This window comes from Pannonibacter phragmitetus, assembly GCF_050510895.1.
In the GTDB taxonomy this organism is placed as follows: domain Bacteria; phylum Pseudomonadota; class Alphaproteobacteria; order Rhizobiales; family Stappiaceae; genus Pannonibacter; species Pannonibacter phragmitetus_B.
Genome location: NZ_JBNINT010000001.1, coordinates 4,001,780 through 4,015,027 on the forward strand (window position 1 = coordinate 4,001,780; position 13,248 = coordinate 4,015,027).

Genomic DNA, 13,248 nt, shown 5'->3' on the forward strand with positions numbered 1-13,248 from the left:
CGCTGGCGTAATGAAACAATCCCGGCAGACCACATAAACGGCTGTAGATGCCCTGATCGAGCTGGTTGCAGACCGCGGCGGGGCCTCCCGGAAGGCCTCCACTGCAAAATGACGCAGCGATATCCTTGCCTTCAGGCCGTGCTTTCGCAATTCTTGTGCGTTTGGTGATCTTTCGATCCCTCACCCGCTGTGTTAGGAAGGCCACGAACACATGACTGCAGAACCGTCCGGCCTGCGGCAGAAAAATCCAAGCTTCACCGGGCGGGCAAACAAGAAGATAAACGGGAACGGAATGACCGAACGGCGCTCAAGTTACGAATATGAAGACCTCCTTGCCTGTGCACGCGGGGAGTTGTTCGGACCCGGCAACGCGCAGCTTCCGCTGCCGCCGATGCTGATGTTCGACCGGATCACGGAGCTTTCCGAGACCGGCGGAGAGTTTGACAAGGGCTTCGCCCGAGCGGAGTTCGCCATTCATCCGGACCTGTGGTTCTTCCCCTGCCATTTCCAGGGCAATCCGGTGATGCCGGGCTGTCTGGGTCTGGACGCCCTGTGGCAGCTCACCGGCTTCTACCTTGGCTGGCTCGGTCTTGAGGGCAAGGGCATGGCCCTGTCCACCGGCGAGGTGAAGTTCAAGGGCATGGTCACGCCATCGGTCAAAAAGTTGAGTATGGCGTCGATTTCAAGCGCATCATGAAGGGCAAGCTTGTGCTCGGCATCGCGGATGGCTGGCTGAAGGCCGATGGCGAGCAGATCTACAAGGCGACCGACCTGCGGGTTGGCCTCGCCAAGACCTGATACCATATCAGCCAGTGGGTGCGGCATGTCCGCACCCCTTCAACATCTGACGAATGGATTTGCTGCCGTGCGTCGAGACGCATGGGCAGCCTGGAAAGACAGGAGACCGCGATGAGGCGGGTGGTTGTTACCGGCATGGGTATCGTGTCCTCGATTGGCGACACGGCTCAGGAGGTTCTGGAGAGCCTGCAGGCGGGCCGTTCTGGCATCGTAAAGGCGCAGGAATATGCCGACCTCGGCTTCCGCTGCCAGGTGCATGGAGCTCCGAAGCTCAACCCGTTCGAGGCGCTGGACCGCCGCACCACCCGTTTCATGGGTCAGGGCGCCGCCTGGAACTACATTGCCATGCAGCAGGCCATTGCCGATGCGGGCCTTGAGGACGGCGACGTCTCCAATGAGCGCACCGGCATCATCATGGGTTCGGGCGGCCCGTCCACCCATGCGATCGTGGAAGCGGCAGACATCACCCGTGAGAAGGGCCCGAAGCGCATCGGACCGACGGCGGTGCCGAAAGCCATGTCCTCGACCAACTCGGCGACGCTGGCCACCCCGTTCAAGATCCGCGGCGTGAACTATTCGATCTCCGCAGCCTGCGCTACCACCAACATCTGTATCGGCAATGCCGCCGAATTGATCCAGTGGGGCAAGCAGGACATCGTCTTTGCCGGCGGCGGCGAAGAGCTGGACTGGACGCTTTCCTCGCTGTTCGACGCCATGGGTGCCATGTCGTCCAAGTACAACGAAACCCCATCCACCGCCTCGCGTCCCTATGATGCCAACCGTGATGGCTTTGTCATCGCTGGCGGTGCCGGTGTGCTGGTTCTCGAAGAGCTGGAGCATGCCAAGGCCCGCGGCGCCAAGATCTACGCCGAGATCGTCGGCTATGGCGCAACCTCTGACGGCTATGACATGGTGGCTCCGTCCGGCGAAGGCGCCGAACGTTGCATGCGCCTTGCACTGTCGACGGTGGATCTGCCGGTGGACTACCTCAATCCGCATGCCACCTCCACCCCGGTCGGTGACGTCAAGGAAATCGAGGCGATCCGTGCCGTCTTTGGCGACAAGATCCCGCAGATTTCCGCGACCAAGGCACTCTCCGGCCACTCGCTGGGGGCCGCAGGCGTGCATGAAGCAATTTATTCGATCCTGATGATGCAGCACAATTTCATTGCTGCCTCGGCCCATATCGAAACCATTGACCCTGCCTTCGCGGATATGCCGATCGTGCGTGAGCGCGTCGACAACGCAAAGCTTGATTGCGTTCTGTCCAACGGCTTCGGCTTTGGCGGCACCAACGCCTCCGTGGTTTTCAAACGATACGCTTAAACAGATTGATTGCCGCCGAGCCGGGGACCATCAAAACGTCTCCCAGGCGCAGCAAAGGCAGTCCTACAGGAGTTTTTTATGGAAGGGCTGATGAAGGGCAAGCGCGGGCTTGTCATGGGTGTCGCCAATGATCACTCCATCGCATGGGGCATTGCCAAGACCCTTGCGGCACATGGTGCTGAAATGGCCTTCACCTACCAGGGTGAGGCTTTCGGAAAGCGCATCAAGCCGCTGGCAGAGTCCATCGGCTCCAGCATCCTGCTGCCCTGCGATGTCGAAGACATCGCCTCCGTCGACAACGTCTTCGACGTGCTGAAGGAGAAGTGGGGCAAGATCGATTTCCTCGTTCATGCCATCGCTTATGCGGACAAGACCGAGCTGCGCGGGCGTTATGCAGACACCAGCCGTGAGAACTTCAACAAGGCATTGCTGATTTCCTGCTTCTCCTTCACGGAAATCGTGAAGCGCGCAGCAGCCATCATGCCGGACGGCGGTTCTGTTGTGACGCTGACCTATGGCGGCTCCACCCGCGTCATGCCGAACTACAACGTTATGGGCGTCGCCAAGGCAGCACTGGAATCGTCCGTGCGCTACCTGGCAATGGACTATGGCGAGCAGGGTATTCGCATCAACGCCATTTCCGCTGGCCCCGTGCGCACACTCGCAGGTTCGGTCATCTCGGATTCGCGCCTGATGTACAATTTCCAGAAGCGCCATTCGCCGCTGGCCCGCACCGTAACGCTGGACGAGATCGGCGGTTCCGGCCTCTATCTCCTGTCCGAACTGTCGGGCGGCGTGACGGGCGAAATTCACTTCGTCGACAGCGGCTACAACATCGTGTCCATGCCGCGCCTTGACGAGCTGAAGCGTCAGGACCGCAGCGACTACTGATAATCCTGTCACACGATTCACGTGAAACAGTCTCATGAAACAGCAAAGGGGCCCGCGTGGCCCTTTGTCATGCCTGCTCCTGAAAGAGCTGCATCCGGTCAGTTGCTGATTTTCTCGTTGGGATAAACGCCAAAGAGCCGCACCTGCTCTACCCAGCCGTCATAGCCCTTGCCCTGTACCCTGCACCAGGTGCCGTTGCAGGACTTGATGTCAGTCAGCACCTTGGGGGCAAGATAGGCCTTGATAGCCGCTTCCGAACTCGGCTCCGTATGCAGGGGTGTATTCTCGCTTTGCTCCCAGGGCGTCACGAGAGCCGTCCGGCGCGACGAGAGCAAGGTGTGGAACAGCCAGCCTTCCTTGCCTTCCCAGTCGCGCACACGGCGCCAGTTCTCGTATTCCTGCGTAATCTCCACCGGCAGCCCGCCCTGAACATAGGTCCAGACTACTTCGTGATCGCGTGAAGGGCCCATGCGCGCATTTGCCGGATCAGACTTGATGCTGACAAAACGGGGAAGCGGCAGCCCTGTGGAGCCGGTCTGCGCTGTCTGCGCCAGAAGCTGTGGCGCAACGAGTACCAGTGCGGCAGCGGCGGCCAGCAGCCGGAGTTTGCGGGATATAGTGCCAGACAGGGTCTGATCAAACCGGGTCATGCCGTCCTCATTCACCTCTTCTGCGTTCCCTTTAGCGAAAGCCACCCCCAATGGCCAGATGCAGCGGTGCGGTTTTGCCGCTCGAGTCTCGCCCGCTGGCTGCGGCCCCGACCAAGGTCGATACTGGCCGAAGGGCTGGTCCCCTTGTATCTCGCAGGCCATCTGATAAGGAAAACAGGAGCGAACCGCCATGCGGGGATACCGCATGGTGAGAACCTAGGTCCGTTAGGGTTAAAGCACCCTCAACGCAACGCAGAAGGCTAGTGGCATGGGCAAGAAGAAGCCTTTGGTTGTCGTGACGCGCAAGCTTCCCGATGTGGTCGAGACGCGGATGCGAGAGCTGTTCGAAACCCGCCTGAACGAAAGCGACCGGCCGATGACGCAGGCCGAACTTGTTGAGGCGGTGCGTACGGCCGATGTGCTGGTGCCGACCGTGACGGACCGGATTGACGCTGCCGTGCTCTCTCAGGCCGGACCCGGCCTGAAGCTCATCGCCAACTTCGGCAATGGCGTCGACAACATCGACGTGGTCAGCGCCAACAACCGTGGCATCAATGTCACCAACACACCGGGCGTGCTCACCGAAGACACCGCCGACATGACCATGGCGCTGATCCTCGCCGTGCCGCGCCGGATCGCCGAAGGCATGAAGGCGCTGGAGCAGGGTGAGTGGACCGGATGGTCACCCACCTGGATGATGGGCCGCCGCATCTGGGGTAAGCGCCTCGGCGTCATTGGCATGGGCCGGATCGGCCAGGCGGTTGCCCGCCGCGCCAAGGCCTTCGGCATGTCAATCCACTATCACAACCGCCGCCGCCTGCATTCGGATATCGAAGATGCGCTGGAGGCGACCTACTGGGAGAGCCTCGACCAGATGCTGGCCCGCATGGACGTTGTGTCCGTCCACTGCCCGCACACGCCTGGTACCTTCCATCTGCTCTCGGCCCGGCGCCTGAAGCTGATGAAGAAGGACGCCTATGTGGTCAACACGGCTCGTGGCGAAGTGATCGACGAAACTGCACTGATCCGCCAGCTTGAGTCCGGCGATCTGGCCGGTGCCGGGCTCGATGTGTTCGAGCACGAGCCGGCGGTGAACCCGAAGCTAGCGCAGATGCCCAACGTGCTGCTGCTGCCGCATATGGGCTCGGCCACCATTGAGGGCCGCATCGAGATGGGCGAAAAGGTCATCATCAACATCAAGACCTTCATGGACGGTCACCGCCCGCCGGATCGCGTGCTGCCTTCCATGCTCTGAGGAGCGGTCAAGGATCTAAAAGAAGGCCGGAGGGGATGCTCTCCGGCCTTTTTGTTGGGTGGTTCGTTCCCGGTATCCGGAGTGCTGAGGGGAAACGTGAACACGGCCCCATCAGCTTTCGTCATGCCATGGCTCGCCCATGGCATCCATGCCGTGCCATCGATAGCTAGTCAGAGATTTGAAACATACCTTTTCCGTCGCCCCGCATTTTCTGTTTCGGTGAGTGGGCGACAAGGGAATGGATGCCATGATCAAGTCATGGCATGACGGAAACCGAGGGGAGACGCCTTCACAAGGCACAATCTCCAGCCCCTTACTCCGCCGCAGGCTCGTATTTCTTCCAAAGGGCACTCTCACCCATCTTAGCGATAAAAGCCGCGTGAGCGGTCCTTTCTTCCTCTGTCAGCCGCGGCGCCAGCGGCTGAGGCCGGGGGCGGGCTGGTGCTGCCACCAGCGGGCCGCCGGAAGCATCCTCAGAACTACCCGACTTGCGTTCTGCGTCGTCCATGAGGCCGAGCGCTGTCTGCCGTCCGCCCAGCAGTTCCAGATAAACTTCCGCCAGCAGCTCACTGTCGAGAAGCGCGCCATGCTTGGTGCGGCGGGAATTATCGATGCCGAAGCGCGAGCACAGGGCGTCGAGCGAATACGGGCCTGAGGAAAACTTCCGCCGCGCCATCGCCAGAGTATCAAGCACCTGGCTCTGCGGGATCGGCGGACGGCCGAGCCGTCCAAGCTCCATGTTGATGAAGCCCATGTCGAACGAGGCGTTGTGGATCACCAGCGTTGCATCGCCGACAAAGGCGAGAAAGTCGTCCGCGACTTCGGCAAACTTCGGTTTATCCGAGAGAAACTCGGTGGAGAGGCCGTGAACGGCGAATGCGCCCTCCGGCACATCCCGCTCCGGATTGATATAGACGTGGAAGGTGCGGCCTGTGGCGACGTGATTGATCAGTTCCACGCCGCCGATTTCGACCAGCCGGTCCCCGCTGCGCGGGTCAAGGCCCGTGGTTTCGGTATCGAAGGCAATCTCGCGCATGGCTGTCTGTCATCCTGATGCACCGGCATCCGCCAGTATTCCGGGGTGAGTGTGGGAACGGACGGGGCAGGGCGCAAGGCTTTCCTTGGCTTTTCCCCGGCCGCATGGCCGCTTCGGTTCAAGCTTTTCCGGCAAGCGCGCGAATGACCGAACGGACCGCACGGCGGGCCGGTTCAAGGCCAGATCCGGTATCAATGATGAAATGGGCCCTCCGGCGCTTTTCTGCATCCGGCATCTGGCGGGCGAGAATGGCATCGAGACGCTGCTGGCTCATGCCTGGACGGGCAAGGGCCCGCTTGCGCTGGATCTCTGCCGGGGCCGACACGACAACCACCGCATCCATCCGCCTTTCGCCGCCGGTCTCGAACAACAGCGGAATATCCAAAACCACCATGCGTCGGCCATCCGTTCTTGCCCTGGCAAGAAAGTCAGCTTCTGCTTCATGTACCAGCGGATGAATGATGGCCTCAAGCCTTGCGATCGCTTCCGGTTTGCCCAGCACCGCTTCGCCGAGACGCGTGCGGTCCACCTTTCCCTCAGCCGTGGTGCCGGGAAAGGCCGCCTCAATCAGCGGCACGGCACGCCCGGCATAAAGCGCATGCACGGTGGCATCAGCGTCATGCACGGGCACGCCTGCCTCGGCGAACATCTTCGCTGTGGCCGACTTGCCCATGGCGATGGAACCGGTAAGGCCGAGACGGATCATTCCGCGATACCCAGATCCTTGAGGATGAGACTGCGCAGCTCCGCATCGACTTCCGGCCGGACACCAAACCAGCGCTCAAAACCATAGACCGCCTGATGCAGCAGCATGCCGAGGCCATCCACCGTGGGATTGCCGCGTTCCGCCGCCGCCTTCAGCAGATCCGTCTGCAGCGGCGAATAGACCGCATCCGTCACCAGCGCCGTAAGGGGCAGGGGAGCAAGATCGATTTCCAACGGCGGTTTGCCCGTCATGCCCAGCGACGTGGTGTTGACCAGAACAGACGCTTTTCCAAGCACTGTCCCCAGCTTATCCCAGCCGTGAGCCACAACAGCGGCACCGAAATGATCCTCCAAAATCCTGGCTTTTTCTTCGGTTCTGTTGACAACATGGATTTTAGAGAAACCACGGGACAGCAGCGCCCAGATGACCGCACGGCCGGCACCGCCTGCGCCCAGAACCACCGCCGTGTCCCCGGCCTTGTCCCAGCCCGGTGCCCACTGGTCGAGATTGCCAAGAAAGCCAAGCCCATCGGTGTTGGCGCCCATCAAACGGCCATCTTCCAGCCAGAGCGTGTTAACGGCGCCCATGGCCTTGGCCGCAGGGTCCAGCCAATCGCAAAGTCCGGCCACCAGCTCCTTGTGCGGCACGGTGACATTGGCACCGGTCAGCCCTGCAGCGGCAAGATCACGGTAGAAGGCTTCAGCCCCCTCCGGCTCGACGCCCACGCGGATATATTCTCCTTCAAGTCCATGTTTCTTCAGCCAGTAGCCATGAACGAGGGGCGAGCGGGAGTGGGTGACGGGCCAGCCGGTGATAGCGGCGCGGCGAATGGCAGTCATGGATGGATTTCTCCCTTCTCCCGCAGGAATCCAAGAAGGGGCAGCAGTGGCAGCCCGAGAATGGTGAAATAGTCGCCTTCGATCCGCTCGAACAGGCGGATGCCGAGGCCTTCCAGCTGATAACAACCGACACTGGACAGCGCGGCAGAACCGGCAGCGGCGAGGTAGGCATCAAGTTCGGCATCGTTCAAGGCGCGCATGTGCAGGCGGGCGGTGGAGACATGGCTCCACAGCACCTCGCCCCCTTCGCCACAACCACGGACGAATGCAACTCATGCGTCTTACCGGAGAGCTGCATCAGCTGAGCCCGGGCCGCGGCAAGATCAGCAGGCTTGGTGAAGCGGGTCGCCCCAAGGCCCAAAACCTGATCAGCGCCAATCACCAGATCACCGGGGCGCCGCAACGCCACATCCAGCGCCTTGGCCTTGCCAAGAACAAGGGCAATTTCCTGCGGCTCAGCGCCTGCATCCAACAGCGGACGCTCGATCTCGCGCTCGTCGACACCTGCCGGATCGACGGCAAAATCGAGCCCTGCATTGCGCAGAAGCGTCGCACGGATGCTGCTGCCGCTGGCCAGAACAAGGGTCATATGGGGAGTTCCTCCAGGTTTTCCGTCTTCAGCCTAGATCCCACCAGCTTCCCGGGCGGTCTGACGATGGTCCCGGAACAGCTCCATGATTTCGGCCGCTGTCTCTTCAATGGAGCGGCGCGTCACATCAATCAAGGGCCAGCCTTGCTCGACGCAGAGCCGGCGGGTCGCAGCAATCTCGCGGGCAATTTCCCGCCGGTCCACATAGGTATCACCGTAGCCATCGGCATTGAGGGACAAGACCCGGTTCTGGCGGATCTGCTGGATGCGCTCCGGCGAGGCAATAAGACCAACAACCAACGGATATCTGAGGCCGAGAAGCTGATCGGGCAGCGGAATGCCGGGAACAATCGGCACGTTGGCGCATTTTATTCCACGGTTGGCGAGATAGATGCAGGTAGGTGTCTTGGAGGTGCGCGAAATGCCGACAAGAACGATATCGGCCTCTTCCAGCTTTCCGGCGATCTGCCCGTCGTCATGCATCATGGTGTAGTTCAGCGCGTCGATCCGCTTGAAATATTCCGCATCAAGCGCGTGCTGGCCGCCGATACGCCGGGTCAGCGGCACATTGAGATAGGCCTGGAACACGGCAAAGACCGGATCAAGAATGTTGACGAATGGAACCCCGATTTCGCGGCAAAACCGTTCCAGACGGCCGGAAATCTCCGGATCGACGAGCGTATAGAGCACGATACCCGGCGCGGACTCGATCTGCGCTGTCACACGGTCCAGCTGCTTGTGGCTGCGCACCAGCGGGTAGAGATGCTCGATAGACTGCACATCGTCATACTGGACCGTCGCTGCCCGGGCGACTGTCATCAGCGTTTCGCCGGTCGAGATCGGACACGAGATGGAGGTGAAAGTAGTGTGTCGACTTTCCCACAACAAAACCTCACCTCTGTTGACGGGCGGGGACAAGTTGCCCTTCCGGCCCTTGAGGGCAAAAACTTATGCCCGCTGGCTCTACCTTCTTAACAGAGCGTAAATTTCCGGCAACCGGCGCCGAAACGGTTCCCCGCACATGTGGATTAACATGGGCCTGACTCGTTTCTGACAGGTTATCCACTCATGCCCAAATCCTTAAGACTTCCTTAAAAAAGGACCATCCCGCTGATTTCATTCAGGTAACAGGTTCCGTACAATTTTAATAAAATCTGTTGTCCAGAAACTGCGGCGTTTTCTCCCGGCGCGAAAATGACCTGAACCGATTGTGGACAACGAATGATCCCGGTAATCCACTCACAAGAATAAAAAACAGATTCAAATCAATCAGAGACTCCTTTATAGGGACCTGCCTGGGATAAAGGACAAAGCCATGAAGTCATCCGACCGTGCCGTCATGAGGGTGCTCGCAGGCGAACGCCTGTGGCCACCTCCCATCTGGATGATGCGGCAGGCTGGACGCTATCTGCCGGAGTACCGGGAGGTCAGGGCGAAAGCGAAGAACTTCCTCGATTTCTGCTACAATCCGGATCTGGCAACAGAAGTCACACTTCAGCCGATACGCCGCTACGGCTTTGATGCATCCATCCTGTTCTCGGACATCTTCGTCGTTCCCGATGCCATCGGCTACCCGGTTCGCTTTGAAGAAGGACGTGGTCCTGTTCTCGAACCCTTGAGCGAAGCGATCCTCGATACGCTGGACCAGTCACGGGCAGACCGACACCTTGATCCCGTGATCGAGACTGTAACGCGGCTGCGCCGCGAGCTCCTGAGGAGACAACGCTCCTCGGCTTCTGCGGTGCCCCATGGACCGTTGCCTGCTATTCTGTCGCTGGACATACGACACAGGATCAGACGGCAGCGCGTGTGGGTGCCTATCGCAACCCGGCCTTGATGCAGCGGTTCATCGATCAGCTGGTCACTGCGTCGATCCGCTATCTGATCCGTCAGCTGGATGCCGGCGCTGATGCTGTCCAGATTTTTGACACCTGGGCCGGGGTTCTGGATGAGGAAGGCTTCCGCAGATGGTCTATCGAGCCCACCAGAGCGATTGTCGAGGGTGTGAAGGGTGCCCGCCCCGGCGCACGCATCATCGGCTTCCCTAAGGCCTCTTCTGCCCGTCTGGAGGCATATGTGGCCGGGACTGGCGTGGATGCGGTGGGTCTGGACTGGACTGCGCCCGATTCCATCGCCCAGGCAATCCAGAAAAAATTCCGGTGCAGGGCAATCTCGATCCGATGCGCCTGGTGGCCGGCGGGGCTGCGCTGGACGAGGGTATCACCCATGTGCTGAAGGCTCTGGGGCAAGGTCCGCTGATCTTCAATCTTGGCCATGGTGTAACACCTGAAACCGATCCGGCTCACGTGGCGCGGATGGTCGAACGCGTCCGTCAGGGCTGAGGAGAATAAGATGGATCTCTATCTCTGGCTTAAGTCGCTCCACGTCATCTCGATCATCGCCTGGATGGCCGGGATGCTCTATCTGCCGCGGCTTTTCGTCTATCACTGCAGCGCCGAACCGGGCTCGGTCCAGTCGGAAACCTTCAAGGTGATGGAACGCCGGCTGCTCAAGGCCATCATCAACCCTGCGATGATCTCGGCCTGGATCTTCGGTCTGTGGCTTGCTTATGAAATCAATGCCTTCAGCAGCGGCTGGTTCCACGCCAAGCTGACGCTGGTTCTGCTGATGAGCGCAGCCCATGGATATCTGACAGGCCGGGTGAAGGTATTCGCACGCGATGAGAACACAAAGCCTGCGAAGTTCTACCGTATCCTCAATGAAGTGCCGACAGTCCTGATGATCCTTATCGTCATTCTTGTGATTGGTAAGCCATTCTGACATTTCCGCGCTGATCTGACGCAGCGGATACAATCGATTTGATCAACCCCGCGAGAACAGAAGGCTCTTGCGGGGTTTCGTTTTAAGAGTTATGTTCCGCGTCAACTTCACGTAAGGTGTACCGAGGCTCTCATCCCGGATACACCACTGCCGAAGCAAAGCCGGTTATCCCCTCGACCGGTCTTCCGTGACAGCTTCCACTTCTGTTTCCGTTTTTTCATTCCAGAGCCAGAAGCGTCTTTTCACATACCCACCCTCCAACAGAGATTGATCCCTATTGATGCGGGAAATGAAACTCAAAGACCTCAAAGAGAAGACACCCACCGAGCTGCTGGCCTTCGCCGAAGAGCTCGAAGTCGAGAACGCCAGCACAATGCGCAAGCAGGAGCTGATGTTCGCCATCCTCAAGCGGCTTGCAGCCCAGGATGTTGAGATCATCGGCGAAGGTGTCGTAGAAGTACTCCAGGACGGCTTCGGTTTTCTCCGTTCGCCCGACGCAAATTATCTGCCGGGCCCTGACGACATTTATGTTTCCCCTCGCAGATCCGGCGCTTCTCGCTTCGCACCGGCGATACGGTTGAAGGCCAGATCCGCAGCCCCAAAGAGGGCGAGCGTTATTTCGCGCTTCTCAAGGTCAACACGATCAATTTTGAAGATCCGGAAAAGACCCGCCACAAGGTGCATTTCGACAATCTGACGCCGCTCTATCCCGATGAGCGCTTCAAGATGGAAATTGCAGACGGGGCGTCCAAGGATCTCTCTTCCCGCATCATCGATCTGGTGGCTCCGCTCGGCAAGGGCCAGCGCGCTCTGATCACCGCACCGCCGCGCACCGGCAAGACGGTGTTCCTGCAGAACATCGCCAAGTCCATCACCACGAACCACCCTGAGTGCTATCTCATCGTTCTGCTGATCGATGAGCGTCCCGAAGAAGTGACGGACATGCAGCGCACCGTGAACGGTGAAGTGGTTTCCTCCACCTTCGATGAGCCGGCTGTCCGCCACGTGCAGGTTGCCGAAATGGTCATCGAAAAGGCCAAGCGCCTGGTGGAACATGGCCGCGACGTGGTCATCCTGCTTGACTCCATCACCCGCCTTGGCCGCGCCTACAACACCGTCGTTCCGTCTTCCGGCAAGGTTCTGACCGGTGGTGTGGATGCCAACGCCCTGCAGCGTCCGAAGCGCTTCTTCGGCGCAGCGCGTAACATCGAAGAGGGCGGCTCACTCACCATCATCGCTACCGCGCTGATCGACACCGGCAGCCGCATGGACGAAGTGATCTTTGAAGAGTTCAAGGGTACGGGTAACTCCGAAATCATCCTTGACCGCAAGATCTCCGACAAGCGCGTTTATCCGGCCATCGACATCCAGCGCTCCGGTACCCGTAAGGAAGAGCTGCTGGTGCCGCCGGAGCGGCTCAAGAAGACTTTCGTTCTGCGCCGTATTCTCAACCCGATGGGCACGGTCGATGCGGTCGAGTTCCTGCTCGACAAGCTCAAGCAGACAAAGTCGAACGACGATTTCTTCGACAGCATGAACACCTGATCCGATTCGGATACGGTTCATTCAAACCCCCGGCTGAGACAAAGGCCGGGGGTTTTTCTTTGAGCCTATGGATTCGGTTTCGTATCAATCACTATCGAAGGAGAGAGACGCCATGATCATCGAAACCGAACGGCTTGTCCTGCGGCCATGGAAGGATGAGGACCTGGAGCCTTTTGCCGCGCTATGTGGCGACCCGGAAGTCATGCGCTACTTCGTTAAGCCTCTGAGCATAGGCGAGACGCAGGCTCTGATTGCCCGCATCAGAGAGAAGGAGGAGGCAGACGGGTTCTGCTTCCGTCCGGTGATGTGCAAGGCTGACGGTGCCTTCATCGGCATGGTCGGTCTGGCGCGGCCGCAGTTTCCCGCACCTGTCCCTTTTGCGCCCTGTGTGGAGATCGGCTGGCGTTTCGCTCGTTCCGCCTGGGGGCAGGGCTATGCCAGTGAGGCAGCCCGGGCATGGCTTCGATTCGGTTTTGAAACGCTAGAGCTCGATGAAATCGTAGCCTTCACCACGGTGAAGAACGCGCCGTCCAGAAAGGTGATGGAACGGCTGGGTATGACGTATGACCCGGCTGATGACTTCGATCATCCTGCTGTTCCATCCGGTCACCCGCTGCTGCGGCATGTCCTTTACCGGCTCTCGCGGGAGAAATGGGGCGTTACCGAAGTGGATCATGTTTCACGTTGATTCACGTGAAACACCCCGGTGTATGCCCGGAGGAAATGAATCGGATCCGTACTGAAGGTATGTTCCTCTCTCCCGGAAGATCAATTTATCACCGTGCTATCCCAGCCGTGCCGGGCTCTATCGGGGTCGTTGTGGCTGCCCAGG

General features: G+C 59.7%; 9 protein-coding genes and 5 pseudogenes. 8 read left to right on the forward strand and 6 right to left on the reverse strand.

The genetic code is table 11. The features are described 5' to 3' along the window. Window positions 1-292: 292 nt before the first annotated feature. From fabA to fabI, 3 genes and pseudogenes are all read left to right on the forward strand, one after another. Window positions 293-798: pseudogene (gene fabA, locus ACQB61_RS19220) on the forward strand (3-hydroxyacyl-[acyl-carrier-protein] dehydratase FabA). A gap of 111 nt (window positions 799-909) precedes the next feature. Further along, the gene (fabB, locus tag ACQB61_RS19225) at window positions 910-2,124 is read left to right on the forward strand and encodes a beta-ketoacyl-ACP synthase I (RefSeq protein WP_430513924.1); all 1,215 of its coding nucleotides are present in this window, start codon (window positions 910-912) and stop codon (window positions 2,122-2,124) included. Between the two features lie 78 nt (window positions 2,125-2,202). Then, window positions 2,203-3,015: an enoyl-ACP reductase FabI gene (gene fabI, locus ACQB61_RS19230; RefSeq protein WP_430513925.1), complete on the forward strand. Its 813-nt coding sequence runs from the start codon at window positions 2,203-2,205 to the stop codon at window positions 3,013-3,015. Between the two features lie 98 nt (window positions 3,016-3,113). Here the strand turns inward: fabI and ACQB61_RS19235 are convergent, their stop codons facing one another. Next, window positions 3,114-3,665 carry an SH3 domain-containing protein gene (locus ACQB61_RS19235; protein WP_430513926.1) on the reverse strand — a complete coding sequence of 184 codons (552 nt, stop codon included), beginning with the start codon at window positions 3,663-3,665 and terminating at the stop codon, window positions 3,114-3,116. 268 nt (window positions 3,666-3,933) lie between these two features. Here ACQB61_RS19235 and ACQB61_RS19240 point away from each other — a divergent pair, with 268 nt between their 5' ends. After that, window positions 3,934-4,920, forward strand: coding sequence for a 2-hydroxyacid dehydrogenase (locus tag ACQB61_RS19240; protein ID WP_430513927.1), 987 nt, complete (start codon window positions 3,934-3,936; stop codon window positions 4,918-4,920). 313 nt (window positions 4,921-5,233) lie between these two features. On the opposite strand, the gene dnaQ is transcribed toward ACQB61_RS19240, so the two are convergent. The 5 genes and pseudogenes from dnaQ to ACQB61_RS19265 all read right to left on the reverse strand — a co-directional run bounded on the left by dnaQ (window position 5,234) and on the right by ACQB61_RS19265 (window position 8,973). After that, window positions 5,234-5,956 (reverse strand): DNA polymerase III subunit epsilon, encoded by a 723-nt coding sequence (gene dnaQ / locus ACQB61_RS19245; protein ID WP_430513928.1) that lies wholly within the window; start codon window positions 5,954-5,956, stop codon window positions 5,234-5,236. A gap of 118 nt (window positions 5,957-6,074) precedes the next feature. Then, window positions 6,075-6,662, reverse strand: a complete 588-nt coding sequence (gene coaE / locus ACQB61_RS19250; protein ID WP_430513929.1) for a dephospho-CoA kinase — start codon at window positions 6,660-6,662, stop codon at window positions 6,075-6,077. Beyond that, a complete protein-coding gene (locus ACQB61_RS19255; RefSeq protein ID WP_430513930.1) occupies window positions 6,659-7,501 on the reverse strand; it encodes a shikimate dehydrogenase in 843 nt (280 codons plus the stop codon). Before ACQB61_RS19255 ends, coaE begins: the two co-directional genes overlap by 4 nt. Then, window positions 7,498-8,090: pseudogene (locus ACQB61_RS19260) on the reverse strand (Maf family protein). The gene ACQB61_RS19255 and the pseudogene ACQB61_RS19260 overlap by 4 nt, the downstream one beginning before the upstream one ends. Before the next feature lie 33 nt (window positions 8,091-8,123). Continuing rightward, a pseudogene (locus tag ACQB61_RS19265) lies at window positions 8,124-8,973 on the reverse strand (pyruvate, water dikinase regulatory protein). A 432-nt stretch (window positions 8,974-9,405) separates the two neighbouring features. Here ACQB61_RS19265 and hemE point away from each other — a divergent pair. The 4 genes and pseudogenes from hemE (at window position 9,406) to ACQB61_RS19285 (ending at window position 13,104) form a co-directional block, all read left to right on the forward strand. Beyond that, window positions 9,406-10,432 (forward strand): annotated as a pseudogene (hemE, locus tag ACQB61_RS19270) (uroporphyrinogen decarboxylase). A 10-nt stretch (window positions 10,433-10,442) separates the two neighbouring features. Beyond that, window positions 10,443-10,871, forward strand: coding sequence for a protoporphyrinogen oxidase HemJ (hemJ, locus tag ACQB61_RS19275; RefSeq protein ID WP_430513931.1), 429 nt, complete (start codon window positions 10,443-10,445; stop codon window positions 10,869-10,871). Between the two features lie 280 nt (window positions 10,872-11,151). Next, window positions 11,152-12,416, forward strand: a pseudogene (rho, locus tag ACQB61_RS19280) (transcription termination factor Rho). Between the two features lie 112 nt (window positions 12,417-12,528). Then, window positions 12,529-13,104, forward strand: coding sequence for a GNAT family N-acetyltransferase (locus ACQB61_RS19285; protein WP_430513932.1), 576 nt, complete (start codon window positions 12,529-12,531; stop codon window positions 13,102-13,104). The last annotated feature ends 144 nt before the right edge of the window (window positions 13,105-13,248 follow it).